The sequence below is a fragment of the Companilactobacillus keshanensis genome, from assembly GCF_003946205.1.
GTDB lineage: Bacteria > Bacillota > Bacilli > Lactobacillales > Lactobacillaceae > Companilactobacillus > Companilactobacillus keshanensis.
In genome coordinates this window covers 1-24,765 of record NZ_RHOS01000021.1, presented here as the reverse complement: position 1 = coordinate 24,765, position 24,765 = coordinate 1, and the positions used below count along the sequence as shown (strand labels likewise).

Below are 24,765 nucleotides of genomic sequence, written 5' to 3'. Positions count from 1 at the left end.
TCTAGACAATTGGGAATTTGACAGTAACGGTTGTTCCTTCACCGGATTTTGAATTGATCTTAAAAGCACCATTAAACATCTTGACTCGTTCATTCATATTCATCAGACCCATAGACTTTCCGTTAAAACGTTGATGTTTGGGCACATCGAATCCATCACCGTCATCGATGATTTCTAGGGTTATATAGTGATCATGAGCTACTAATAAAATTGTTATTTCGTCAGCATCAGCGTGTTTTAAAGCGTTATTGATCGATTCTTGAGCAATACGATATAAAACACTTTGAATATCATTTGATAATTTTTCCGTGTTGGCGTTACCGGCTACATTGATTGTTACACCAGAATTCTCTTGAAGTCGTTTAGCGAGCACTTTTAAGGCCGCTAATAAGCCAAAATTATCTAAAACGGATGGTCGAATATCGAGAGCCATTTCCTTTACCTCAGTTAAGGTATCATTCAATTGTGATTCGATAACTGTAGTGAGTTCGTCCAACTCTTCAACAGAAAATTGATTGTTTTCCAATCTTCTAACACCCATAATTGCCGAATAGACACCCTGAGCAATACTGTCATGAAGATCTTCAGAGATACGTTTACGTTCCTTTTCGTAAGCGCGATTTACGTACTGGGTTAGTTTCTTTTGTTGAGCGAGTTGATCCATTCGATCGATTGTTCCACGATTTTTAAGTGTTAAAGAAAATACTTTTTCTTCTGGATCAATTATGTTGTATATCATGAAGTAATTTAAGGGATGAGGCATTTTTTTAGCTAAAGTTATGGGGATGGAAATCTCTTTCATTTTGTTTTGAATAATACAGCTAAAACAATTGTCAGTTGGAGAAAATTTTTGCTTAACTGATGAGTCAGCCACTTCAACTAGATATTGTGGATTTAAATTAAGTTCACGTCGTAGATCTTTTGCCATTTGATTACTCAAAATCAAATCATCATCTTTAAAAATCATAATTGCATCAGAAGAATCTTTAAAATATTCATTGATCCATTGGGTTGTTTCAAGCAAAAAAATACCCCCTCCTCAAATAACTGGATTACAGGTATTGAGAAAGGGTCAGGGCGGTCTGCTCTGAAACTTGTTTGTTATTTGAACGATATCCGGCTAGTAATACCCCACGTACAAGTTTAGTTAATGGAGAAATGATAGGTACTGCGACAGCAGATTGCAGTAACTCAGATTTAGCAATAGGGGTATACATTTCATCGGAATATTCGTAACGATTTAAATCGTTATCCCAAAATGGTTTACCAGTTCTAACAACGAGTCCGGCAATCCCAATACCACTTCTCAAGACGATTTTTCTAAACTTTTCGTTAGTATTACCAGCAACGAACTTCCATTTGATCAAGTGGGGCGATTTTGTAGATTGTAAAGCAACTCCGACAAAATCAAACTGTTCATTTTGGTAAATATTATTGACGATTAATTGATAGTCACTGGGATTATTCAATTGTTCTGGATTCACGCCTTGTTCCTCCTAATAATAACATTGTTTATTTAGTTTAACAGATTATAAAAGCCAATAATTGATATTATTTTATTCTCTAATGGAATATTTGATTCAAATATCTATATATTAAAACATGTTTCCAGTACTAAAAATAAGTGGTAAACATTGTATTTCTTGGGTGATAAATTGCTTCAAATTAAAATCATCTAGATTGAGATACTGAGAAAGATCATAATTGTTGATATTAAAATGACTAATTGAGTAGTAATTCTGTTTTATTGTTGCGGCATAACAATTTGAATTGTTAGTTAGATTAGTTAGAATAACCGGTTTTAACTGTTTGAATTCAGTTGAAAGAGTCACAAAATCTGACTGTTCAGGGAAATATAGACTAGCCGCATAAATTTCACTTAAACAATTATTTTTATTAAACGGCCGTTGTTGTGTAACTACTTTGCTACTGGAATGTAGGTTAAAGTAATTTTGGACATTTTGATCATCTGAGGTGATGATCACTTGATTTGAGATTAGTAGAAGTTTATTGGCAGTAATTTGCAAGTCGTTGATCGAAGCGTTATTAGTATTTAATACTATACCGATCATTATTGATCCTGATATACGAAGTGACCACTTTTGCCACCATCTTTTTCTACTAAGTGTATATCCGTAATTACCATGCCTCGATCAATTGCTTTGCACATATCATAAATAGTTAATAGAGCAGTTTGAACCGCTAATAAGGCTTCAATTTCAACTCCTGTAACATGTTTCGTCTTGACAGTGGTAGTAATTATGATTGTTTTATCGTTGTCATCTTCAAACTTTATATCGACACCGGTTAATGGTATCAAGTGACACATTGGTATCATCTGACTTGTTTGCTTGGCCGCCATAATTCCAGCTATTTGGGCCACTGCTAGAACGTCACCTTTTTTAATTTTACCTTCATGTATCCTGTTTAGAGTTTCAGGATGCATCGTTATTTTACCAGTAGCTTGTGCAATTCTTGAAGTTACGTCTTTGTCGGTAACGTCGACCATTTTTGCCCTATTTTGGTCGTTGAAATGTGTTAATTTATCCATTTTGACGGCCTCCTTTTGTAAAATTTGAACTTATTTTATTTGACTAAAGTATAACAAATCGGCCATTTTTCTAATATTAGGGAAATGGCCTATCTTTATAAGAATATTTATTCGTCATGGCATTCTGATTTAATTGTGCAAATTTATGAGAAAAGAGATTTAATATTATATATAACGAAAAGTTAATTTACTTGATGGAGGACGTTATGGAAAAAGAAGTTCTGGAAAAAATTGAATCAGCTGCAAATGATCACGGAGAACCGCACTGGTTTGTTGATCGTAGATTAGATGCATCACAAGCAATTACAGTGGATCTGCCAGATGAGTTTTCACTTGATGCTCCAAATTTTAAACGTTCAGATAAAAATTTGGCCGAAATAGCGGAGAGTACAGGGATCAAAGTTGTACAACTTGGTCAACGAATTATTAAGAACGAATTGCCAGATGAACTAGACGATAAAGGTGTGATCTTAACGGATATTTTTACAGCTTTTCGGGAACATCCTCGTTTAATTCAAAGATATTTTATGGATAAAGTTATTGATCCTAACGAATCTAATCTTACTAAATATCATTTGGCAATGATCAATTCCGGAATATTTCTTTACATTTCCAAAAACGTTCAGATCAATACTCCAATTGATCTTCAAATGATCCAAGATAGTACAGTAAAAAATCCTTCCATCAGCCATGTTTTAATCGTGGCCGAGGAGGGTAGTAAGGTTACCTTGAAGCAAACCTCAACAACAGTAGGAGCAAAAGAAAACCTTGCTCAACCTTTTGTGGAAATAGTTGCAAGGTCTGGTAGTGAAGTTAACTATGAGTCTTTGGATAAGTATTCAAGTAATACGCGAGTTTTCTTTGAACGACAAGGCTTTTTGAATAGTGATGCTAAAATTAATTGGAAGATTTCACTTCAAAATGGTGGGAATACCACTGGTAAGATTTTCAATAATTTGTTTGGTTCAAATTCGACAGTTAATGTTGAAATGGATTCTCAAAATACTGAAACGAGGCTTGATTTAGGAGTAAATAAGCATGGAAAAGATGTTAATTATTCTGAAACATTTGTTTAAATAAATAATTATTTCACTTGACAAAATTGAGTATAAATAATATCGTTGTGTCATGAATTAACATTTGGATCATTAGTAAATATGACTGATCAAAGAGAGCCTGTCTTGCTGGAATCAGGTATCAAAGTCGTTTACGAACCTACCAATTGACTTTATCGTTGTAATGACGATACGCATATCGGCGTTAATGATTTGAGTGAATCTTTTATAATGAAGATTAATTAAGGTGGTACCACGGAAGCTGTTTCGTCCTTTTAGGATGGAGCAGCTTTTTTATTTTCTATAAATTTAGGAGGATGTAAAATGTCAGATCTACAAAAAACAGATTTTTCAAAATGGTATATTCAAACAATTCAAAATGCCGACTTAATGGCTTATTCACCAGTTAGAGGGTGTATTATTTTTAAGCCCGACGGGTATGAACTTTGGGAAAGAATTCAAGAGAGATTTAATGCTTACTTGAAGACACAAAAAATCAGAAACGCATATTTCCCAATGCTTATTCCTAAGCACTTCTTCGAAAAAGAAGAAGAACATATCGAAGGTTTTGCACCAGAGTTACCTTGGGTAACACAAGTTGGTAATGAAAAACTTGAAGAACCTTATGCTTTGCGTCCAACATCAGAAACTATGATCGGTAATGCCTTTAGTGACTGGATTCAATCATATCGTGATCTTCCATACGAAATTAACCAATGGGCTAATGTGTTCCGCTGGGAAAAGAAAACTCTTCCATTCATGAGAACTTCTGAATTTCTATGGCAAGAAGGACATACAGCACATGCTACAGAAGAAGATGCTAGAAAGAGAACTTTAAGTGTCTTAGACGCTTATACTGATTTGATAGAAAACTTCTTGGATATTCCGGTATACAAAGGTCAAAAAACGCCTTCAGAACGTTTCGCTGGTGCAGTTGATACATATTCAGCTGAATCAATGATGCGTGATGGTAAGGCCGTTCAAGCTGGGACTTCACATTATCTTGGTAATAATTTTGCCGAATCATTTGATATCAAATATCTTGATAAAGATAACCAAATGAAACATGTCTTCACAACATCATGGGGGATTTCAACACGTCTGATCGGTGCTATGATCATGGAACACGGGGACGAAGCCGGATTAGTATTGCCTCCAGCAATTGCTCCAACACAAGTTGTTTTGATCCCTGTTGGCCCATGGCAAAAGAATCCTGAAATTATGCAAAAACTTACGGCTTTGGAAGAAAACCTTAAGGCTAAGGATATCCGAGTACAAATTGACGATACTGACGCATCACCTGGTTATAAGTTCAATAATTGGGAACAAAAAGGTGCCCCAATGCACGTTGAATTTGGACCACGTGATTTGAAGAATAATTCAGCAGTTATTAAGATGCGTGATTTGGATGACAAAGAATCTGTTTCACTAGATGGTATCGGTGATAGGATTTCTGATGAATTGAAGACGATGCAAAAACGTCTTCTTGAATCTGCTCGTGCACGTAATAAGGCTAACGAGTATTATGATATTGATACACTTGATGAATTGAAGAAACATATTGAAACAAAGAAATCAGCTAATGAAACACCTGGATTCGTTTTAATTGGATGGGATGGAACAGAAGAAACAGAAGCTAAGATCAAGGAAGCAACTGGTTTTACAACTAGAAATATTCCTTTCAATCCACCAATGGAAAAGAAAGTTGATATTGTAAGTGGCAAACCTGCTAAATATACAGTTTGGATTGCCCGAGCATATTAATTAATTAATTAAAAAACAAGTAGTACAGAATGTGTTCTACTTTCAGATATTAAATTAAATAACCCATGTAATCCGATTTTGGATTGCATGGGTTTATTTGTTTTATTCAATTTTTTAGTCTACATCATAAGTTGCCTCTGATTTATCAAAACTTGCATCAGCAAATTCTTGAAAGTGTTCATAATCTTTTTTTATCAACATAATATTACGTTCCAATTTTTCAATTGCCTGATCTTGTTCAAGTGTTCTTAGATCTTCACGTTGATGTTGAATTTCATTTTCCAGTAATGTGCGTTGAATACTTAAATCATTTAAACTGATAGCCAATAATTTTTGAAAATCACCATTACTCATGTCTTCTTTTGACTTCATTGTAGGTCCTCCGGATAATTAATATTTTTCAAGTAACCAGAAAAGTTTCTTGGTCGGCAATTAGCTTCACTAAGGAGCGTACGCCAACGATAATCTTTTTTGTTAATATGTCGTTTCAATAATTCAATATTAATCTTTAAGTGACAGCAAGTGTAGTAGGGAAGTTGCTTAATTTCGATATAACCGATATCCTGTCGGATAAAATTTATCGCAGTTGCATCAATAATATAATCAGTGGCAATGACTAATAATTCGACTTCTTCTTTGTTGGTTTCTTTAAAGTATGACCAAACAGCAGACATTGGACCGCAATCAATCATTGGTTCAGTGTCTTTCATTACTGTTACATCATTACTAAATAGATTTTGAATCATGTGATAATTGTTTTCATTAGTGGAAACGTAACATTTGTTTACAAAAGGAATGGTTAGAGACGCAGTGTATTTTACATTCGGGATCACCACATTGTTAAAGTGAGCCAGAGCCTTATCATTTTTAAAGCGAGTAGATCTTCCTCCGGCTAAAATCAAACTATCGATCATTTTGAATATCCTTTAAAAAATTATTTATGAATTGCTTACGTTTAGTCATATTTTCTATATCTTCGGCCTGTTTGTTTCCTTGAATTGAAACAAACTTTTTAATATTAGTTATCTTTACAAAATCATTTTTTGTTTCATTTGGTTTTAACAAAACTACCTTAGGAAAATCTAGTTCCTTAATTCCCTCGATAATAATGAAATCTGCGGAAGTATTTTGTTGCATAAGTTTTATTTTTTCTAACTCAGTCATCGGTACATTTCTTTGATAATGGATCATTTGTTCGTTATTTAATAGAAGTACATCATCAGAATGTTCAAAGAATTTTCCGGTGTCAGTTGTATTCGGAATATCAATCGGCAGATGGGTGTGTTTCACTATGCTGAATTTATAGTCGGTCATCATTAGAAAATCTTTGATCAGAGTCGTTTTACCACTTTTCTTATGTCCAATTATTTGAAGGGTAAGAGCCATGTTCTTAAAACACTACCTTTAGGAGTAATATTTTTACCACGAGGAATTTCAAACATACAAGTGGCACGCTGTAAATTATTGAGATTACCAGAGGCGTCCCCACCAACACGACCGATTTCAATATGACCATCTTTAAATATATATTGCCCACGAAGAATACGGTCATACATATTAGTTTTTATATATTCAGCGTTGAGAATACCGCTACATTCTAAACAACGACTTGACTGATGCTGCATCAAACGTAAGGCGTATTCTACATATAAATAAAAACCAGTAAAGCAAGCACCAGGATTTCCAGAAAGTCCGAAGAAAAGAGTCTTATCGTAAATGAATGCAGTAGTTACACTACCAGGACGCATTTCCAGTTTATTGAAGAGCAGTTTCTCTGACGATTTTGCTAAATCGGCAATAATATCAAAGTCTCCTACAGAAACACCACCATCGGTTATAATGACATCACATTTTCCTAAAACATCATTAACGGCTTTTTTCAAAGTTTCAGGTTCATCTTTTATTTGAGTATAACTGATAATATCAGCACCATTTTCACGGCATAGTTCTCTGATCATTGGTCCATTACTGTTAAAAATTTTTCCATTAACAATTTCTTCACCAGGATTCAAAAGCTCGGAACCAGTGATGATAATGCCGATCGTTGGTTTTTTATAAACGGTTATTTCTTGAACATCAAAGGCACTGAGCAAGCTGATACCACCAGGGTTTATTTCAGTATTCTTGGCTAGTAGGGTATCGCCAGTTTTAAAGTAGTCACCGATTTGTGTGATGTTATCTTTTTTCTGAATTTCAGTGATTTGAACAGTATCACTATCAATCATTTTAGTTGTTTCCAGCATGACTACGATATCTGCACCATCAGGAACATAACCACCTGTCATAATTCTAACGGCCTCTCCTGAAACAAGCGGACGATCAAAGTCAGCCCCTGCGGGTATATCTCCGACGACTTTTAAATTGGCTGGTAAGTCATTTAAATCGGATTGCAACATGGCAAAGCCATCATAACCGGAACGTCTGAAAGTAGGGAAGTCATGTGGTGCAGTGACGTTTTCAGCAATAATTCGATGATTTGCCTTTGTGGCGGGAATTTTTTCGGTTTTAAGTTCAACACTATTTATATTATCAACGATGACTTTGCGAGCTTCGTCGATAGTAATAGCATTTCGTTGATCTACTGGTTTGTACATTATTTAGTGATCTCCTTAATTAAATGATTTAAGTCCGGTAAGATAATTTGTTCTAAAGCTGTTTTGCAGGCGTTAGTTGATCCAGGTATTAGGTAACAAATTTGATTATTTTCGGTAATTCCAGCGACAGCTCCAGAAACTAAGGCTTTTAATCCAATATCAGCAACACTTATTTGACGGAAGTACTCTCCAAACCCCGGAATGACTTTGATAAATTTAGGCTCCAAAGTGTCGATCGTAACGTCACGACGAGCAATTCCGGTACCTCCATTTACCAAAATCAATTTGCAGGAAGTTCCTAATAATTTATTATAAGCAGCTGTTATTTGTTCAGCGTCGTCTTTAACAATATATTTTTTTATAAAGATATTACCAGATTTTGTCATGGCCTTTTGAATGAAAAGTCCTGATTTATCAGTCTCTTCAGTCCGGGTGTCGCTGACTGTAATAATTCCAAATTCACTCATTTAGTTACCTCCAAGACAATTTTGTCTTTTTTTGATATGAATTTTACGAAAATCAAAATTCCAATTATCTACTACTATAAGAGTGCCAGCAGAAATTTTTTGCGGGTCAATCAAGTATTTAAACGCCATTGAAGCTTGTAAGCTACCGGTTATAGCAACGATCATTGGATTTGTCCCAATATTTTTGCTTAGACCAAGCTCAGCAATATTTTCTTTGGGGTAGAGACACTCAAGACAAGCTGAATCCTGATCAATAAACATAACTTGCCCTTGATTAGCAGCGCAAGTACCAAAGATATGTTTGATACCGGCCTTTTGACAATCTTCGTTTATCTGATATTTAACGGGAAAATTGTCCGTACAATCTATTACTAGATCATATTTCGTTGATAATATATCAGCGGAATATTTTTTATTTATGGTATTAATTTTAACATTACTATTTGCTTGTTGAAGATGATTCTTGATGGCCTCTAATTTGTCAGTTCCGACATCACTTTCCACGTAAAGGTTTTGTCGATGCAGATTAGTTAGTTCCACATCATCAAAATCCAAGAGCGTTATTTCACCGATCCCGGCCTTTACCAATTCTGATGAAACAAAACTACCAAGTCCGCCAACTCCGATTACTAATACATGTGAGCCTTCAAATTTTTTTTGCCCGGATGTACCAATTTGTTTTATTTTTAGTTGTCGATCGTATCTATTTGTCATATTGATCACCTGCCTGTACAAAATGTTAGGGAAAATCCTAATCAAAATCAATTAGGATAAGTGCTAGATTTAGAGTTAGAACAAAGTATGTAGAACTAGGTGGGAATTTACATATGCTAAAATCGAGATTTTTTAAAAAAGTAGAAAAGTTCAATGGAAATTTCACTCAACTTGAAGAGGATTCACGTCGTTGGGAGAAGTTATATAAAGAACGTTGGTCACATGATAAGGTAGTTCGGACGACTCATGGTGTTAACTGTACGGGATCGTGCAGTTGGAATGTCTACGTCAAACAAGGAATTGTTACGTGGGAGCACCAGTCAACTGACTATCCGTCTTGTGGACCAAATATGCCAGAATTTGAACCACGTGGCTGTCCTCGTGGTGCCAGTTTTTCATGGTATGAATACAGTCCTTTAAGGATAAAATATCCATATATTCGTGAACGTTTATGGAAAATGTGGGAGGATGCTAAGGATCAATTTGAAAATCCAATTGATGCCTGGGAATCGATCGTCACTGATCCTGAGAAAACTAAATCATATAAGAGCGTTCGTGGACATGGTGGCCTGATCCGTGTTAAGTGGGATGATGCCACGGAGCTTATTTCTGCTATGCTTTTATATACAATTAAAAAATATGGTCCAGATCGTATTGCCGGTTTCTCTCCAATTCCAGCCATGTCAATGTTAAGCTATGCGTCTGGTGCTAGATTTATGTCATTGATTGGTGGAGAAATGTTGAGTTTCTATGATTGGTACGCTGATCTACCACCAGCTTCACCTCAAGTTTGGGGTGAACAGACTGATGTTCCTGAATCTAGTGATTGGTATAACAGCCAATATTTGATGATGTGGGGTTCAAATGTTCCATTAACTAGAACACCAGATGCTCACTTTATGGTTGAGGCTAGATATAAAGGAACAAAAGTCGTTTCTATTAGTCCAGATTATGCTGAGAATGTTAAATTTGCCGATAATTGGTTAGCCCCAAATCCAGGATCTGATGCTGCGTTAGCGCAAGGTTTCACTCATGTTATTTTGAATGAATATTATAACAATCAACAAGTTCCATACTTTACAGACTATGTTAAAAAATTTACTGATCTACCATTTGTTATTATGTTGGATCAAAGTGAGAACAATGAAGGACACGTTGTTTCAGGGCGTTTCTTGAGAATATCTGATCTTAAAGAAACTAATGAAGCCAATCCTGAATGGAAGCCAATGCTTGTTGATGAACCAACTGATAAGTTAGTTGTTCCAAATGGTACTATCGGACAAAGATGGGACAAGAGCGAAAAGTGGAATCTTGACTTAACTTCTGAATTTGGGCGTGAAATTAGTCCCAAACTTTCATTCTTAGGTGAGGACTATAAGGTTATTGATTTACCAAACTTTGATAACGAAGGTAATTCAATATACAGTAGAACAATTCCTTGCCGTGAAATAACTTTGAAAGATGGTTCAAAGAAACTTATTACAACCGTGTTTGATTTGATCATGGCTCAATATGGTATCAAACGTAAAAAAATCGATGTTTTTGCTGCCAAAGATTATGACGATGCAGATAGCTTGTTCACACCGGCCTGGCAAGAAAAAGTTACCGGTGTACGTGCTGATCTAGTTATTCAAATAGCACGTGAATTTGCTCAAAATGCGGCGGATACTAAAGGTAAGTCAATGATCATCGTCGGTGCTGGTATCAATCACTGGTTCAATAGTGATATGACATACCGAGCCATCATCAATATGTTGATGTTGACTGGTTGTATTGGTGTTCAAGGTGGCGGTTGGGCTCACTATGTTGGACAAGAAAAATTACGTCCTGCAGAGGGGTGGTCTAATATTGCTTTTGCAAATGACTGGCAACCAGGCTGTTCACGCCAACAACAAGGTACATCATTCTTCTATTTTGCAAGTGATCAATGGAAATACGATGAACTGGACAATGAAGGTATGAAGTCTCCAGTTAAAACTATTAAAGATGGGTACAAACATCCAGCTGATTATAATCAAATGGCTATCCGATTGGGTTGGATGCCATCATATCCACAATTTGACCGCAATAATTTGAATTTTGTTAAAGATTACAAGACAAATGATATTAAAGAAATATCTAAAAAGGTTGTTCAAGAACTAAAGGATGGCAGCTTACATTTTGCTGCTGAAGCACCGGATAAAGATATTAATCAACCAAAGGCGTTATTTGTTTGGCGTTCCAATTTATTCTCATCATCTGGCAAAGGTCAAGAATATTTTATGAAACATATTCTAGGATCAGAAAATGGTCTCTTGGCTAAGCAAAGTGAAAATTTCAAGCCGGTTGATATGGAATGGGATGAAAAGAGTGTCACCGGTAAATTGGATCTAGCGGTTGCCTTTGATTTTAGAATGGTAACAACGCCACTATATTCAGATATTGTTTTGCCAGCAGCCACTTGGTACGAAAAAGAAGATTTATCAAGTACCGATATGCATCCGTTTATTCATCCATTTAATAAGGCAGTTGATCCTCTTTGGGAATCACAAAGTGATTGGCAAGCCTTCAAACATATCTCAAAGAGCTTTTCTGAGATGGCCAAAAAGTATTACAGTGAACCACAATATGATTTAAAGACTCAACCGCTTGGTCATGATTCAATGGGAGAAATTTCACAGCCTTACGGTAAGATCAAAGACTGGAAACGTGGCGAGATCGAACCAATACCGGGCAAGACTATGCCAAGTCTTTCACTAGTAAAACGTGACTATACAGCGGTTTATGATAAATACATTGCCTTAGGTCCAAATGCTGGCGGTAAGCTGGGTTCAAATGGTTACAGTTACAGTGTTGCCAATGAATACAATGAATTAAAAGATATTATCGGGACCTATACAGATGGTGTCGATAAAGGATATCCAAAACTTGATGAAGATAGGAATGTTGCTGAATCAATTCTTCACTTATCAAGTGCTTCTAATGGACATGTTGCCAAGAAAGCTTGGGAAAATGCCGAAGAAATTACAGGTAAGAAATTGGCTGATATCTCTGCTGGTTTAACTGAAAAGCAGATGACGTTTGCTAATATTACCGCTCAGCCTAAAGAAGCCATACCAACGCCAATTTTTTCTAGTGCTAAACATGATGGCGATAGATATTCACCATTCTCGGTCAATATTGAAAGAAATGTTCCATTTAGAACACTAACAGGACGTCAGCAATTCTATCTTGATCATGAGATATTCCAGGAATATGGTGAAGAATTGGCCACGTATAAGCCAACCTTGCCACCACATGTTTTAGGACCAGCTGATACTAAAGTTGAACCAGCTGACAAGGAATTAACATTGCGTTACTTAACGCCACATGGTAAATGGAATATCCATACAACTTATCAGGATAATCTTTACATGCTGACATTATTTAGAGGTGGTCCAACAGTTTGGTTGAGTTTGGATGATGCTAAAAAGATCGATATCAAAGATAACGATTGGGTCGAACTATATAATAAGAATGGTGTTGTTACGGCCAGAGCCGTAGTTTCCCAACGTATGCCTGATGGAACCCTATATATGTATCACGCTCAGGATATGGAAATAGAAGAACCATTGTCAACAATTACTGGGAATCGTGGTGGTAGTCATAATGCTCCAACACAAATTCACGTTAAACCAACTCAAATGGTTGGGGGATATGCCCAATTAAGCTATGGATTTAACTATTACGGACCAATTGGTAATCAAAGAGATTTATATGTAAATGTTAGAAAATTAAAGGAGGTCAAGTGGCATGAAAGTTAAAGCACAAATTTCCATGGTATTGAATTTGGATAAGTGTATCGGCTGTCATACTTGTTCAGTAACATGTAAACAAACATGGACTAACCGACCAGGTGCTGAGTACATGTGGTTTAACAACGTTGAAACAAGACCTGGTGTTGGTTATCCTAAAAAATGGGAAGATGAAAGTCATTATAAAGGTGGCTGGAAATTAAATCGTAAAGGAAAATTGGAATTACGTGCGGGTAATAAGCTTAATAAAGTTGCCCTAGCTAAGATTTTCTATAATCCTGATATGCCTAATCTTGACGATTATTATGAACCATGGACATATGACTATCAAACACTTTTTGGTAAGGAATCAAAGCATCAGCCAGTAGCACGTGCTAAATCACAAATTACCGGTGAATATATGGACCTAACAAATGGTCCTAACTGGGATGACGATTTAGCCGGTTCAGATCGTAGTTTTGGCGAAGATCCTAATATGCAAAATATTGAATCTGACATCAAAGGTAACTTTGAAAGAACTTTCATGATGTATTTGCCAAGATTATGTGAGCACTGTTTGAATGCTGCTTGTGTTGCCTCTTGTCCAAGTGGTGCCATGTATAAACGTGATGAAGATGGTATTGTTTTAGTCGATCAAGAACGTTGTCGTGGTTGGAGATTCTGTATGACCGGTTGTCCTTATAAGAAGGTTTACTTTAACTGGAATACGAATAAGGCAGAAAAATGTACTTTCTGTTATCCAAGAATCGAAGAAGGCTTGCCAACCGTTTGTTCAGAAACTTGTGTTGGTAGAATCAGATATATCGGTGTAATTCTTTATGATGCTGACAGAGTCGCCGAAGCATGTGAAGAACCCGATGACACAAAACTTTATGAAGCACAATTAGGATTGTTCCTTGATCCTAATGATCCAGAAGTTGTTGAACAGGCTTTGGCTGATGGTGTTGATATGGAAACAATTAGATGTGCACAAAAATCACCTATTTATAAGATGGCAGTTGAACAAAAAATTGCTTTCCCATTACATCCAGAATACCGTACAATGCCAATGGTTTGGTATGTACCACCATTGTCACCAATTATGAATTATTTCGAAGGTAAGAATTCTATTAAATATCCAGAAATGATTTTCCCTGCCATTAATGAAATGCGTATCCCGGTTGAATATTTAGCAAATCTCTTGTCGGGTGGAAATACTGAAGTTATAAAAAATGCACTTTATAAGTTGGCTATGATGAGATTATATATGAGAGCTAGAACAAGTGGTAAAGAATTTGATGCTGAAAAGCTTGATCGTGTTGGATTAACAGAAGATTCAGCAACATCACTTTATCGTTTACTAGCAATTGCTAAATATGAAGATAGATTTGTAATTCCACAAAGTAAGAAAGAAAAAGTTGCTCCTGTTGCTGAAGATCAAGGTGGGCTTGGTTTCGAACAATGTAATGGTTGTGCACTAGCCCCAGTTCATGGCAGTATGCTTCGTAAAGCCAAGGCTGGAGAATCCACTAAAGATATTTACGCAGAAAGTTTCTACGGAGGAATTTGGCGTGATTAATATTGAAAAGTTAAATTCCTTAAAGCAAGGGTTTGTCTATCTTTCTAGGCTACTGGATTACCCTACTGGATCTCTTCTGACTGATGATTTTGTAAATGACTTTAAGACAGAATACTCAGAAACACCTTCAAAGAAGAAATTGCTAAATATAATTTATAAAATGCAAAGGTATTCTTTAGAGGAATTAAAAACGCATTACGTCTCACTTTTTGAGTTGAATAATCGCTATACTTTATATATGAGTTATTATAAAATGACGGATTCAAGACAAAGAGGACAACTTCTAGCCAAATTAAAAATGCTCTATGAAATGTTTGGAGTGCGAATTGATGGGACAGAAATGTCTGATTATTTACCACTAATGTTAGAATTCTTAGCATTCAGTGATTGGAAACATGATGATCGTCAACAAGATTTAAAATTGTTATTCTCAGTGATTGAGGATGGAACTTTTAATTTGTTGGAAAATTCTAAAGTACAGTCTGAGGATATGTACTTTGAAATTATTAAGATCGTTAGAGCTGAGTTTAAGTCTTGTCTTGAAGAAAATTCTGTTCAAGAGGAGGGAAAGAGTAATGGATAATGTTTGGGGTTATATCTTGTGGGTCATATTCCCTTATGTTGCTTTAGGATCATTCTTCTTTGGTACAATTATTCGTTTGTCTCTATATGGGGGAAATATAACCGCCAAATCTAGTGAATTATTGGAAAAGAAGCAATTGATGATCGGGAGTATTTTATTCCACATCGGTATTATCTTCGTATTTTTTGGACATGTTGTCGGGATTTTTATTCCGAAATCATTCACAGATTTTTTGGGAATACCGAATGAAGTTTATCACATGGGTGCTTTGTTTATGGGTGGTATGGCTGGATTCATGGCCTTAGCTGGAATGATAATATTGTCATATCGCCGTTTTACAAATAAACGTGTCTTTATGACTAGTTCATTCAGTGATTTAGTTGTAAATGTTTCATTCTTGATTGTTATTGTTTTAGGATTGAGTGCTTCTTTGATTGAAGGAACAGTCTTTCATCCAGAATTTAACTATCGTTTAAACCTTTCAGTTTGGGCACGTCAATTATTCTATTTTCGCCCAAATTATCATTTAATGCTTCAAGTTCCAATTGTCTTTAGAATACATGTTATATGTGGATTATTGATTTTTGCTTTTTTCCCATATACAAGATTGGTTCATGCCTTGACATTGCCATGGCAGTATATCTTTAGACGCCCGATCGTATACAGAAAAAAGGGTCTGAGAGGGAGATCAAAATAGTAATCAGAAAACATCAAAATAAAATTTTAATTACGTTAATGTTTATCTTACTCATAATTCTAATATTCTGTTCTATGATGATTGGACGATACAACTTATCAATGACCGAAGTTTCTAAGTTCTTTTTAGGTAACGCTGATAGTGCGACTAGATTGATTTTAAACCTTAGATTCATTCGTATTGTTGCTGTGATTTTAGTTGGCGCTGGTCTGTCTATGGCCGGTGCCACTTTTCAATCTGTCTTCAATAATGGATTAGCATCACCTAATATTTTAGGTGTATCTACTGGTGCTAGTGTTGGTGCTGCAATTGCCATTTTAAATAATGCACCAATTTATATTATTGAATTGGCAGCCTTCGTTATGGGTGTTGTGACAGTTGTCTTGACACTTGTAATCGACAATTTCCTACACAGTAAGTCCAGTATTGGTTTGATACTATCTGGAATTATTATGTCCGGTTTGATGCAATCCATTTTAGGTTCAGTGAAATATGTAGCTGATCCGGAAGACCAGTTGCAAAGTATCGTCTATTGGGAAATGGGTAGTTTTATGAAAGTAGATAAACAGGCACTATATTCAGTCGGTCCAGTTATTGTTGTTGGAATTATCTTTCTATTAGTAACACGCTGGCGTTTAAATACATTAACTTTAGATTTGGCTACAGTTAAGACTATCGGAATTAATCCAAAACTAAATCGTAATGTTATGATAGCTTTTGCCACATTATTGACTGCAGCCGCAGTATGTTTGTGCGGTGTTATTGGCTGGATCGGTTTAATCGTGCCACACATCAGCCGACAGATAGTCGGGGATGATAACCGATATGCCTTACCAATGTCAGCTGTAGTTGGAGCGGCGCTATTAGTAATTGCTGATACTATAGCTAGGAGTATTTCTGTAAACGATATTCCTTTGAGTATAGTGACAGGATTTATCGGTGTACCAATATTTATATTTATCTTGATAAAAGGAAGAAATGTCGGTGTTTAGTTTAACAACCAATAATTTGTCGTTTGCATATAAAGATTTAAATACAATTGATCATGTTAATCTACAGGTCAAGTCTGGTGAAGTATTAGTTATTTTAGGTCCTAACGGTATTGGTAAAAGTACACTTATAAACTGTTTAAGCGGTGTTTTTTCCAAATATCAAGGAAGTATTAAATTGGATAATGAAGAATTGAAACAAATAGGAAGTAAGGAATTATCACATAAGTTGGCCTTAGTTAGCCAACGGGTAAATATAAATACTAATTTGAGCTTATTTGATTATTTGTTGTTAGGTAGAAGTGCGTTTCATTCTATTTTTAGCCAGCCTAATAAAGATGATGAAAAACTAGTTGATCAAGTTATTAGTCGAATTGGTTTAGAAAATTTAAAATCCACTAGTTTGCAAAATATGAGTGGTGGTCAAAAACAATTGGCTAATATTGGTCGTGCCTTGGTTCAAGAACCTAAGATATTAATTATGGATGAACCGACATCAGCTTTAGACTACAAGAATCAAGTCAATGTTTTAAAATTAGTTAAGACATTTTCAAATCAAGGCATCGCAATTGTTATGAGTACACATGATCCTAATCAAGCAACTATGGTTGCAGATAGCGTTGGATTATTGGTGAATAATAAAACCTATCGACAAGGATCAACTGAAGAAATCTTAAGTGACAAATCTTTATCAGAATTATATCAAACACCTATTATTTCAACTTTCAATGAAGATTTACAACGGAATGTGTTTGGAATAGAGATGGGGTAATTATGAAGAAGTTAAAAACAATAGTAATTTTGACCTTAGGAATATTATTTATATTTCTGGGAGGATCAAAAGTACAAGCAGCATCAACAAGAACTGTGGTCGACAATACCGGGAAAAAGGTTAAGATACCGAAAAAAGTAAAACGTGTCGCCGACTTATGGCATGCCAACAATCCAATTTTTCTAATGTTAGGTGGGGAACATCAATTAGTTGCAACAACACAACTGATTCACGACAATGATTTGTTAACTGACCTTTACCCTAGTGTTAAAAAACAAGCTGTTCCATTTAATGGGGATAGTTTTCAATTAGAAGAGTTGATCAAACAAAAACCTGATGTAGTCATCAGTTCTGATGTTTCTCAGATAGAGACTATCAAAAAAGCAAATATTCCAGCTGTAAATTCGATGTTTCAAGATTTTACCGGATTGAAGAAAACGGTTACATTAACTGGTGCTATAATAGGTGGCAAGGCTAATAAAAAGGCCAAAACTTATAACAAACAATTAGACAGTGACATTAAAGAAGTTAAGCAGAGAGTCTCAAAAGCAAAGAACAAACCTAGTGTTTTGCATATTGTTAATAAGACGGATTTAACTAAGATCGATGGTAAAAAGACGATCGTGGATCAGTGGATCAATACAGCTGGTGGAAAAAATGCTATCAAGACTAAAGGAAATATGATAGAGATATCGGCCGAAGAAATCATTAAGTCCAATCCAGATATTATTATTGTTGGTGGGACTACAAATAAAAATGCTTTGAATCTTTTGAAGAAGGACTCACGGTTCTCATCGTTGAAGGCGGTTAAGAATAAGAAAGTTTACGGCAATCCCACAGGTATCTTCGCCTTAGATAGATATAGTGCCGAAGAAGATCTACAGATTTGGTGGGCAGCCAAATTATTCCATCCTAAACAGATGAAGGATGTTAATTTGAAAAATAAGTTCAGAGATTTTTATGTGAAATACTTCAATCATAAGTTTACTGATAAACAACTGGATAAGATTTTATCTGGGGAGGTCATTAAATGAGCCTAATCAAAATAACTGACCAGCCAATTAATACGGATGAACTTACCAAAAGTTTAATACATCCCGAATTTGGTGGAATAGATATTTTTATCGGAAATATTCGTAAATTTACTGACGAGATTGAAACTGAAAAGATTGAATATACCACTTATAAGCAAATGGCCGAAAAGGAAATGCAAAAATTAGCTGATCAAGTTTTAGCTAAAGGAATGGATGTTGTGATGGTTCATCGCGTTGGTGAATTAAATTTGTCTGATGTAGCAGTATTTATTGGAGTAGCTGCACCTCATCGTGCAGAAGCTTTTGAGAATTGTCAGTTTTTAATTGATCAATTAAAAAGGACCGTACCGATTTGGAAAAAGGAGTATGATCGAGACAAAATACGTTGGGGAGGTTTAGGAGAATGAAAGTAAAACTATTTTCGATTTTAGCAGAAGAAATCGGTGCTACAGTTGATTTGAATTTAAATGATAATTTTTATGCTAGAGATGTTAAAAATAGTATTAAAAAATCGTATCCTGAGTTTTCTGATATCTTGGATCAATCGTTAGTAGCTGTTAATGAGGAATATGCTGATGATGAAGAATTCAAATTGTCCGATGTAACTGAAATAGCAATCATTCCACCCGTTAGTGGGGGTTAGAATTTAATAACGAATGGAGATATTTATTATGGGAAGTAAATCCAGATCTTATTTTGCTTTGGCAATGGGAACGTTAGCGATGATGGTGTGCTTTATGGTATGGCTTAGTTTGGCACCCATGATCGATATTATTCTAAAAAATGCAGGTGTAGAGGTTTCAGAATTACAGAGGTCTTTACTGTTGGCTACACCAATTTTGCTAGGTTCAATCATGAGAATCCCAATGGGGATTATGAGTGATAGATTCGGTGGTAAAAAGACTTATATAATTTTAATGTTATTCTTGATCATTCCAGTTTTAATGATCCCTCGAGTTCATTCATATGGAATGTTAGTTTTCTCGGCTTTGTTGTTGGGGATGAGTGGTACATCGTTCGCTATTGGTGTCTCATACGTCACAAGATTTTTCCCACCAGAAAAGCAAGGTCTAGTTTTGGGAATTGCTGGTGTTGGTAATATTGGTACAGCATTTTCAGCTTTCTTTTTCCCAAGATGGGTCAAAACAATTAACTTAAATGGAGTATTCTACGTTTTGATCGGATTGTTGATATTATTTATTATTCTTTTATTATTCAGTCCCGAATCGGAAACAAATAAGAATGCTAGTCTTGGCGCATCCTTATCTGTCGCAAAGGAACGTGATACTTGGTTGTTAGCACTATTTTATTTCTTAACATTTGGTATGTTTATGTCGATGACTAATCTTCTTTCGACCTTTATGGTTAATTTATTTAACGATAATTTGGTCGATGCTGGACTATGGGCAGCCATGTTTGCCGTGGTTGGTACATTGCTTCGCCCAGTTGGTGGATACTTGTCTGATAAGATTCGACCAATGACATTACTTCGTTACGATTTTATTCTAATTATTGTCGCCGCAATTATTTTAGGAATTTTCCTAGAAACCAAGGGAATATTTACAACCTTGATTATCGCGATGGCAATCCTTGTTGGAATAGGTAACGGCATAATTTTCAAGATGGTTCCTTTTGTTTCATCGGGTAATACTGGGGCTGTTACTGGTTTTGTTGGTGCCATGGGTGGACTAGGCGGATATTTTCCACCAATTATTCTAGGATTAATTAAACAAATGACAGGAAGTTATAAAATTGGAATATATCTCATAGCTATTTTTGGTATAATATGTTTAGTATTACTACAGAAGATTTATATTTCTGGTAGTAGAAGAATCGTTAGCTAAAGGAGTCCAATTATGAGTGAAGAAAAAGCGCAAGATCCAAAGGTTCAAGCAGAAGTAGAACAAGTAACCGAAGCATTGGAAGGTGTTATTGATCCAGAATTGGGAATCGATATTGTTAATCTCGGTTTGATTTATGGAATTGATATTCAAGGTGATCACTGTACAATAACGATGACTTTGACAACAATGGGTTGCCCGTTGAGTGACATGATCAATGATGATATTAATAACGCTGTTAAGTCCGTTGACGGACTCGAAACTTGTGAGATCAATCTTGTCTGGTATCCAACATGGGATATGAGCAAAATGAGTCGCTTTGCACAAATTGCCTTAGGGATTCACGGATAAAAATAATTAAAGGTTCCGGGACATAACTATTACTGTTATTAAATTTGCAGAATTAACATGCAACAAAATATACTTTTCCGTTTAAAGCAAAGAGACACCGTAATCCAATCGGATTACAGTGTCTCTTTGCTTTAATGATCCAAAATTAATTATTATCCTACCATCTTTTCTCGAGTCTTTTTAAAAGAGTTTAAAAATAGAATGATGTAAAATATTAGTCAGTTTGAAATTGGAAGGAGTCGCAAATGACAAAAATTAGTAGTTTAACAGATACATATACCTTGAGTAATGGTGTAAAAATTCCTGTTGTGGGATTTGGTACGTGGCAAACCCCTGATGGTGAAGTTGCTAAAGAGAGCGTTAAAACGGCTATTGAGGCTGGTTATCGTCATATTGATACAGCTGCGGCCTATGGTAATGAGGATAGTGTTGGAGCTGGTATTAAGGCCTCAGGCATAAAGCGCGATGATCTTTTTTTAACAACAAAATTATGGAATGAAGATCACGGATATGAAGCAACTATGAAAGCAATGGATAAGTCATTGTCTGAATTAGATGTTGATTATGTTGATTTATACTTGATCCATTGGCCAAATCCAGAGAAATTCCGTGATAATTGGAAAGAAGTTAATGCTGAAACATGGCGTGCAATGGAGCAATTGTTAAAAGCTGGTAAAACACGTGCTATCGGTATTTCAAACTTCCGTCAACATCACATTGATGAACTTTTGAAGACGTCTAATGTAACTCCAATGGTCAATCAAATTTTCTTGAACCCTAGTGAGTTACAGCCAGAGGTCGTAGCTTATAATGATGCCCATAATATTTTGAGTGAGGCTTATAGTCCACTTGGCACAGGTAAAATCTTTGGGGTTCCAGAACTAAAGGATATGGCCTCAGGATACGGTAAGACAGTTGCTCAATTAGTTTTACGTTGGTCATTACAACATGGTTTTTTACCACTTCCAAAGTCTGTTCATGCTGACAGAATTAAGGAAAATACAAATATTTTTGACTTTGAGATTTCGGATTCAGATATGAAGACAATTGATGGACTTCATGGATTGGCTGGTGAAGCAACTGATCCAGATACAGCTAATTTCTAAAAAAAGTATATCTTAGGATATACTTTTATGAATTAATTTGTTAGTCATTTTATTTGTCATGTTTAACCCGCGGTCGTAAACTGAAGGTGAGGAAGAGATAGCTTTCTTCCTTTTTAAACCACGTGTTACCAAACGATAGAAACGATATTCATATTATGCCGACCCATTTCTTATTGGGTCGGTGTTTTTTTGCCTGAAGTTTCTTTTTTTAAAGTAGCATTTCTAATCAATTGATAAATTGCGGCCATGATTGGAACACCAACCAACATCCCAATAATTCCTGCCAAACCACCACCGACTGTAATCGCAACTAAGACCAATATTCCTGGCAATCCGATCGATCCACCAACGACACGAGGGTAGATTAAATTACTTTCTAACTGTTGTAACACGATGATATAAACAACAAATAATATACCTTGAAGGGGTGAGGTAACGGCAATCAGAACAAAACCAACACCGCCACCGATCCAAGCACCAATCATTGGCACTAGTGCTGTTATACCAACAAGAGCACCGATAGATAAGGCGTTTGGAAATTTAAAGATCCACATACCTAACGCACAGAGAGTTCCTAAAATGAAGGCTTCAATTACTTGACCGGTAATAAAACTAGAAAAGGCCTTATCGGTAATTCGTAAGACATAATGAGTCTTTTTCATGATCTTTGGAGAAACAAAAGCGTTCATCACTCGGTTTAAGTTTGAAGCGATTCTTTCTTTACCGCTTACAATGTAAATCGCAAAAGTAAAAGCCAGAATAAAGTTAAATAGTCCCTTCGAAAGGCTGCCAAAGATAGAAATTGTAGACGAAAATACACCAGTTAATCCAGTAGAAATAAATTTCATCAATTTAGCCTGAATTGTATTCCAATCAATTTTCGTGGTCTGTAGTTGTGAAGTGATCGCACTGGCTTGATTAGAATTGTTGAGCCATTTGTTAAATTGATTTATCACATCAGGTAAACTTGAGAAGAAACCACTAATAGCAGTGATAAACTGTGGGAGAACTAAACGCATGACCCAAGCGATAATAGCAATTATTAAGCAGAGGGCGACAAGTAGAGCAGTGGGCCTTCTAAATCCAACTGCCCATTTATTTTTTGCCTTAGGCCAGAACCATTTTTCCAAAGCAGAAGAAAGTAAGTTAATACAGTAAGCTAGTGCAGCACCAATGATCAATGGGAAAGAAGCACTGTATAAAATGTTGAAGATATTAAATATTTGTGCAGGATAGATTAAAAAAACTAAAAATACTGCTATCAGAACACCATATCGAACGAATTCATGTTTGGTAAGTTTCATAAACGTTCTCCTCAAAGTGGATTTGTAAGTACTTAATATTTTAACATTAGTTATAAATATACGAACCATGTATTTACATATCGAGGATTAGTGATATGATGATTTTATGGAAATGAATGCGAAGTTATTTAAAGTATTATCCAATCAAACACGTCTAGATATTTTGGGCTGGTTGAAAGATCCAGAAGAAGAAATTACTAGTGTCTCTTGTGAGACTGTAAAGTATATGATGAACGAAATGGGCGGTATTTGTGTAGGAGATATCGTCGAAAAATCTGGGTTAGCTCAATCGACTGTATCTAAATATTTAAATGATATGCAAGAGGTTGGATTACTTAGTTCAGAAAGACATGGAAAGTGGACTTATTATCGTCGAAATGAGGATAATATAAAGGAACTTTCTGACAAAATTAAAGAAGAAATGTAAAACTCTTTTTTATTTTTTTAAATCATATATCGATAATTCACGATATATAAATATGAGCCAAAATAGATCGTATTCAAAAGTATTAAATACCGAACATCAATTAATAAATAATTTAATGGAGGGTTTGAATGATGTCATCTAAAAAAGAATTTAGTAAAACAATACGTTTGATTTTGCCACAATGGCAAGGAGGGGTTAATCCGAATTACTTTTTAGGTTCTAAGATCCTTTCGGCAATAGTTCCTGAAAGTAATTCAGCAAAGACACTTGAGGTGCCGGTTAGTCAAGACTTCAAAGAAGATATTGAAGTCGATGGTGGAATTAGTGGTAGAAAAATATTATTAAATCAAATGGAACTAACCAAAAATATTTTGGATGTCCAAAAACCGGATAGGGTTATTACTTTGGGTGGAGACTGTTCAATTTCTGAAGCACCAATTGATTATTTAAGTGGAAAGTATGGGAAAAAATTGGGTATCGTTTGGTTAGATGCACATCCTGATGTTTCAACAGACCAAGATTCAAATCATATTCATGAAATTGTGCTGGCTAATTTGATGCATAGAGGGTCAAATGAATTCAATCAACAAGTTAAAAATTCTCTCGATAGTAATCAGATAATGTTTGCCGGATTAAAATATGATGATTTACGTCCAATGGATCATCTGGTTAAGGATCTTAATATGAATTATGTGACCCCTGAACAAATAAGGGGCGGATCAACATCAATCAACAATTGGATCAAGAAAAATAATTTTGAAAAGATTGCGATTCATTTTGATTTAGATGTTTTAGATTCAAATGATTTTAGATCTATTTTATCAGCACAACCTCATATTGATAAAAGTTCTTTAGGATATGCAACAGGAACCATGCAACTAAATGAAGTGTTGGACGTTATTAAGAGCATTTCTAAGAAAAGTGAGATTGTAGGTTTTAATATTGCCGAACATATGCCTTGGGATGCTATAAACTTGCATAATATGTTGTCTGAAATTGATATTTTTAAATAATAATTGGATTTAGCAAATAAAAAAGCCGCATTTGGCACTGCAACTATTTTTTGAGACATTAAAATAAAAGCACTTCTTTTATTGGGCTATTAAGTTCCGGTATTCTACCGGCGACTGATAGCCCAGTTTTTCGAATATTCGTTCTTCATTCCAAAATTTGATGTATTCTTCT

General features: G+C 35.4%; 28 protein-coding genes and 1 other annotated feature. Of the genes, 16 read left to right on the top strand and 12 right to left on the bottom strand.

What is annotated here, in order from left to right; all coding sequences use genetic code 11:
• Window position 1: 1 nt before the first annotated feature.
• From EKM64_RS09860 to moaC, 4 genes are all read right to left on the bottom strand, one after another.
• On the bottom strand, window positions 2–1,024 hold the full coding sequence (locus tag EKM64_RS09860; protein ID WP_125678131.1) for a sensor histidine kinase: 1,023 nt from the start codon (window positions 1,022–1,024) through the stop codon (window positions 2–4).
• 28 nt (window positions 1,025–1,052) lie between these two features.
• The gene (locus EKM64_RS09855) at window positions 1,053–1,484 is read right to left on the bottom strand and encodes a GAF domain-containing protein (protein WP_125678129.1); all 432 of its coding nucleotides are present in this window, start codon (window positions 1,482–1,484) and stop codon (window positions 1,053–1,055) included.
• Window positions 1,485–1,595: 111 nt separating this feature from the next.
• Complete coding sequence (locus EKM64_RS09850) at window positions 1,596–2,072, bottom strand: hypothetical protein (protein WP_125678127.1); 477 nt, start codon at window positions 2,070–2,072, stop codon at window positions 1,596–1,598.
• Entirely contained in the window at window positions 2,072–2,551 is a 480-nt protein-coding gene (gene moaC, locus EKM64_RS09845) for a cyclic pyranopterin monophosphate synthase MoaC (protein WP_125678125.1), read from the bottom strand. The genes EKM64_RS09850 and moaC overlap by 1 nt, the downstream gene beginning before the upstream one ends.
• Before the next feature lie 206 nt (window positions 2,552–2,757).
• On the opposite strand from moaC, the gene EKM64_RS09840 reads away from it, so the two are divergent.
• Entirely contained in the window at window positions 2,758–3,627 is an 870-nt protein-coding gene (locus tag EKM64_RS09840) for a SufD family Fe-S cluster assembly protein (protein WP_164505352.1), read from the top strand.
• A 50-nt stretch (window positions 3,628–3,677) separates the two neighbouring features.
• Window positions 3,678–3,884 (top strand) — a binding site (T-box leader).
• 46 nt (window positions 3,885–3,930) lie between these two features.
• Window positions 3,931–5,370, top strand: coding sequence for a proline--tRNA ligase (gene proS, locus EKM64_RS09835; protein ID WP_125678121.1), 1,440 nt, complete (start codon window positions 3,931–3,933; stop codon window positions 5,368–5,370).
• Between the two features lie 114 nt (window positions 5,371–5,484).
• Here the strand turns inward: proS and EKM64_RS09830 are convergent, their stop codons facing one another.
• The 6 genes from EKM64_RS09830 to EKM64_RS09805 are packed head-to-tail and all read right to left on the bottom strand — an operon-like array spanning window position 5,485 to window position 9,145.
• Window positions 5,485–5,742, bottom strand: a complete 258-nt coding sequence (locus EKM64_RS09830; RefSeq protein WP_125678119.1) for a hypothetical protein — start codon at window positions 5,740–5,742, stop codon at window positions 5,485–5,487.
• The gene (locus EKM64_RS09825) at window positions 5,739–6,284 is read right to left on the bottom strand and encodes an NTP transferase domain-containing protein (protein ID WP_125678117.1); all 546 of its coding nucleotides are present in this window, start codon (window positions 6,282–6,284) and stop codon (window positions 5,739–5,741) included. Before EKM64_RS09825 ends, EKM64_RS09830 begins: the two co-directional genes overlap by 4 nt.
• The gene (locus EKM64_RS09820) at window positions 6,274–6,756 is read right to left on the bottom strand and encodes a molybdopterin-guanine dinucleotide biosynthesis protein MobB (RefSeq protein ID WP_125678115.1); all 483 of its coding nucleotides are present in this window, start codon (window positions 6,754–6,756) and stop codon (window positions 6,274–6,276) included. The genes EKM64_RS09825 and EKM64_RS09820 overlap by 11 nt, the downstream gene beginning before the upstream one ends.
• Complete coding sequence (locus tag EKM64_RS09815) at window positions 6,735–7,964, bottom strand: molybdopterin molybdotransferase MoeA (protein WP_125678113.1); 1,230 nt, start codon at window positions 7,962–7,964, stop codon at window positions 6,735–6,737. The genes EKM64_RS09820 and EKM64_RS09815 overlap by 22 nt, the downstream gene beginning before the upstream one ends.
• Window positions 7,964–8,431, bottom strand: a complete 468-nt coding sequence (locus EKM64_RS09810) for a MogA/MoaB family molybdenum cofactor biosynthesis protein (protein WP_125678111.1) — start codon at window positions 8,429–8,431, stop codon at window positions 7,964–7,966. Before EKM64_RS09810 ends, EKM64_RS09815 begins: the two co-directional genes overlap by 1 nt.
• Complete coding sequence (locus EKM64_RS09805) at window positions 8,432–9,145, bottom strand: HesA/MoeB/ThiF family protein (RefSeq protein WP_125678109.1); 714 nt, start codon at window positions 9,143–9,145, stop codon at window positions 8,432–8,434. It lies immediately after the preceding gene.
• Between the two features lie 113 nt (window positions 9,146–9,258).
• On the opposite strand from EKM64_RS09805, the gene EKM64_RS09800 reads away from it, so the two are divergent.
• The 12 genes from EKM64_RS09800 to EKM64_RS09745 all read left to right on the top strand — a co-directional run bounded on the left by EKM64_RS09800 (window position 9,259) and on the right by EKM64_RS09745 (window position 21,849).
• Entirely contained in the window at window positions 9,259–12,927 is a 3,669-nt protein-coding gene (locus tag EKM64_RS09800; protein WP_125678106.1) for a nitrate reductase subunit alpha, read from the top strand.
• On the top strand, window positions 12,917–14,476 hold the full coding sequence (narH, locus tag EKM64_RS09795; protein WP_125678104.1) for a nitrate reductase subunit beta: 1,560 nt from the start codon (window positions 12,917–12,919) through the stop codon (window positions 14,474–14,476). Before EKM64_RS09800 ends, narH begins: the two co-directional genes overlap by 11 nt.
• Window positions 14,469–15,059 (top strand): nitrate reductase molybdenum cofactor assembly chaperone, encoded by a 591-nt coding sequence (narJ, locus tag EKM64_RS09790; RefSeq protein WP_125678102.1) that lies wholly within the window; start codon window positions 14,469–14,471, stop codon window positions 15,057–15,059. The genes narH and narJ overlap by 8 nt, the downstream gene beginning before the upstream one ends.
• A complete protein-coding gene (gene narI, locus EKM64_RS09785) occupies window positions 15,052–15,756 on the top strand; it encodes a respiratory nitrate reductase subunit gamma (protein WP_125678100.1) in 705 nt (234 codons plus the stop codon). Before narJ ends, narI begins: the two co-directional genes overlap by 8 nt.
• A gap of 38 nt (window positions 15,757–15,794) precedes the next feature.
• Entirely contained in the window at window positions 15,795–16,748 is a 954-nt protein-coding gene (locus EKM64_RS09780; protein WP_125678098.1) for a FecCD family ABC transporter permease, read from the top strand.
• The gene (locus tag EKM64_RS09775) at window positions 16,741–17,517 is read left to right on the top strand and encodes an ABC transporter ATP-binding protein (protein WP_164505351.1); all 777 of its coding nucleotides are present in this window, start codon (window positions 16,741–16,743) and stop codon (window positions 17,515–17,517) included. The genes EKM64_RS09780 and EKM64_RS09775 overlap by 8 nt, the downstream gene beginning before the upstream one ends.
• Before the next feature lie 2 nt (window positions 17,518–17,519).
• Entirely contained in the window at window positions 17,520–18,551 is a 1,032-nt protein-coding gene (locus tag EKM64_RS09770) for an ABC transporter substrate-binding protein (protein ID WP_125678094.1), read from the top strand.
• Window positions 18,548–18,958, top strand: coding sequence for a molybdenum cofactor biosynthesis protein MoaE (locus EKM64_RS09765; RefSeq protein WP_125678092.1), 411 nt, complete (start codon window positions 18,548–18,550; stop codon window positions 18,956–18,958). The genes EKM64_RS09770 and EKM64_RS09765 overlap by 4 nt, the downstream gene beginning before the upstream one ends.
• A complete protein-coding gene (locus EKM64_RS09760; protein ID WP_125678090.1) occupies window positions 18,955–19,194 on the top strand; it encodes a MoaD/ThiS family protein in 240 nt (79 codons plus the stop codon). The genes EKM64_RS09765 and EKM64_RS09760 overlap by 4 nt, the downstream gene beginning before the upstream one ends.
• A 28-nt stretch (window positions 19,195–19,222) precedes the next feature.
• Complete coding sequence (locus tag EKM64_RS09755) at window positions 19,223–20,395, top strand: nitrate/nitrite transporter (protein ID WP_125678088.1); 1,173 nt, start codon at window positions 19,223–19,225, stop codon at window positions 20,393–20,395.
• 12 nt (window positions 20,396–20,407) lie between these two features.
• Window positions 20,408–20,743 (top strand): metal-sulfur cluster assembly factor, encoded by a 336-nt coding sequence (locus tag EKM64_RS09750; protein WP_125678086.1) that lies wholly within the window; start codon window positions 20,408–20,410, stop codon window positions 20,741–20,743.
• Window positions 20,744–20,988: 245 nt separating this feature from the next.
• Entirely contained in the window at window positions 20,989–21,849 is an 861-nt protein-coding gene (locus EKM64_RS09745) for an aldo/keto reductase (RefSeq protein ID WP_125678084.1), read from the top strand.
• 170 nt (window positions 21,850–22,019) lie between these two features.
• On the opposite strand, the gene EKM64_RS09740 is transcribed toward EKM64_RS09745, so the two are convergent.
• Entirely contained in the window at window positions 22,020–23,153 is a 1,134-nt protein-coding gene (locus EKM64_RS09740) for an AI-2E family transporter (RefSeq protein WP_125678082.1), read from the bottom strand.
• Between the two features lie 106 nt (window positions 23,154–23,259).
• Between EKM64_RS09740 and EKM64_RS09735 the strand changes: the two genes are divergently transcribed.
• Both EKM64_RS09735 and EKM64_RS09730 read left to right on the top strand, forming a co-directional pair.
• Window positions 23,260–23,580 carry an ArsR/SmtB family transcription factor gene (locus EKM64_RS09735; protein WP_125678080.1) on the top strand — a complete coding sequence of 107 codons (321 nt, stop codon included), beginning with the start codon at window positions 23,260–23,262 and terminating at the stop codon, window positions 23,578–23,580.
• A gap of 128 nt (window positions 23,581–23,708) precedes the next feature.
• Window positions 23,709–24,593 carry an arginase family protein gene (locus tag EKM64_RS09730; protein WP_225421000.1) on the top strand — a complete coding sequence of 295 codons (885 nt, stop codon included), beginning with the start codon at window positions 23,709–23,711 and terminating at the stop codon, window positions 24,591–24,593.
• A 78-nt stretch (window positions 24,594–24,671) separates the two neighbouring features.
• Here the strand turns inward: EKM64_RS09730 and EKM64_RS11770 are convergent, their stop codons facing one another.
• Window positions 24,672–24,755 carry an IS3 family transposase gene (locus EKM64_RS11770; RefSeq protein WP_225420984.1) on the bottom strand — a complete coding sequence of 28 codons (84 nt, stop codon included), beginning with the start codon at window positions 24,753–24,755 and terminating at the stop codon, window positions 24,672–24,674.
• Between the last annotated feature and the right edge of the window lie 10 nt (window positions 24,756–24,765).

Bases quoted from the DNA above. Each gene is read 5' to 3' on its own strand.
- EKM64_RS09850 (WP_125678127.1), bottom strand. From the start codon at position 2,072: ATGATCGGTATAGTATTAAATACTAATAACGCTTCGATCAACGACTTG.
- moaC (WP_125678125.1), bottom strand. From the start codon at position 2,551: ATGGATAAATTAACACATTTCAACGACCAAAATAGGGCAAAAATGGTC.
- EKM64_RS09840 (WP_164505352.1), top strand. From the start codon at position 2,758: ATGGAAAAAGAAGTTCTGGAAAAAATTGAATCAGCTGCAAATGATCAC.
- proS (WP_125678121.1), top strand. From the start codon at position 3,931: ATGTCAGATCTACAAAAAACAGATTTTTCAAAATGGTATATTCAAACA.
- EKM64_RS09830 (WP_125678119.1), bottom strand. From the start codon at position 5,742: ATGAAGTCAAAAGAAGACATGAGTAATGGTGATTTTCAAAAATTATTG.
- EKM64_RS09825 (WP_125678117.1), bottom strand. From the start codon at position 6,284: ATGATCGATAGTTTGATTTTAGCCGGAGGAAGATCTACTCGCTTTAAA.
- EKM64_RS09820 (WP_125678115.1), bottom strand. From the start codon at position 6,756: ATGGCTCTTACCCTTCAAATAATTGGACATAAGAAAAGTGGTAAAACG.
- EKM64_RS09815 (WP_125678113.1), bottom strand. From the start codon at position 7,964: ATGTACAAACCAGTAGATCAACGAAATGCTATTACTATCGACGAAGCT.
- EKM64_RS09810 (WP_125678111.1), bottom strand. From the start codon at position 8,431: ATGAGTGAATTTGGAATTATTACAGTCAGCGACACCCGGACTGAAGAG.
- EKM64_RS09805 (WP_125678109.1), bottom strand. From the start codon at position 9,145: ATGACAAATAGATACGATCGACAACTAAAAATAAAACAAATTGGTACA.
- EKM64_RS09800 (WP_125678106.1), top strand. From the start codon at position 9,259: ATGCTAAAATCGAGATTTTTTAAAAAAGTAGAAAAGTTCAATGGAAAT.
- narH (WP_125678104.1), top strand. From the start codon at position 12,917: ATGAAAGTTAAAGCACAAATTTCCATGGTATTGAATTTGGATAAGTGT.
- narI (WP_125678100.1), top strand. From the start codon at position 15,052: ATGGATAATGTTTGGGGTTATATCTTGTGGGTCATATTCCCTTATGTT.
- EKM64_RS09780 (WP_125678098.1), top strand. From the start codon at position 15,795: ATGTTTATCTTACTCATAATTCTAATATTCTGTTCTATGATGATTGGA.
- EKM64_RS09770 (WP_125678094.1), top strand. From the start codon at position 17,520: ATGAAGAAGTTAAAAACAATAGTAATTTTGACCTTAGGAATATTATTT.
- EKM64_RS09765 (WP_125678092.1), top strand. From the start codon at position 18,548: ATGAGCCTAATCAAAATAACTGACCAGCCAATTAATACGGATGAACTT.
- EKM64_RS09760 (WP_125678090.1), top strand. From the start codon at position 18,955: ATGAAAGTAAAACTATTTTCGATTTTAGCAGAAGAAATCGGTGCTACA.
- EKM64_RS09755 (WP_125678088.1), top strand. From the start codon at position 19,223: ATGGGAAGTAAATCCAGATCTTATTTTGCTTTGGCAATGGGAACGTTA.
- EKM64_RS09750 (WP_125678086.1), top strand. From the start codon at position 20,408: ATGAGTGAAGAAAAAGCGCAAGATCCAAAGGTTCAAGCAGAAGTAGAA.
- EKM64_RS09745 (WP_125678084.1), top strand. From the start codon at position 20,989: ATGACAAAAATTAGTAGTTTAACAGATACATATACCTTGAGTAATGGT.
- EKM64_RS09740 (WP_125678082.1), bottom strand. From the start codon at position 23,153: ATGAAACTTACCAAACATGAATTCGTTCGATATGGTGTTCTGATAGCA.
- EKM64_RS09735 (WP_125678080.1), top strand. From the start codon at position 23,260: ATGGAAATGAATGCGAAGTTATTTAAAGTATTATCCAATCAAACACGT.
- EKM64_RS09730 (WP_225421000.1), top strand. From the start codon at position 23,709: ATGATGTCATCTAAAAAAGAATTTAGTAAAACAATACGTTTGATTTTG.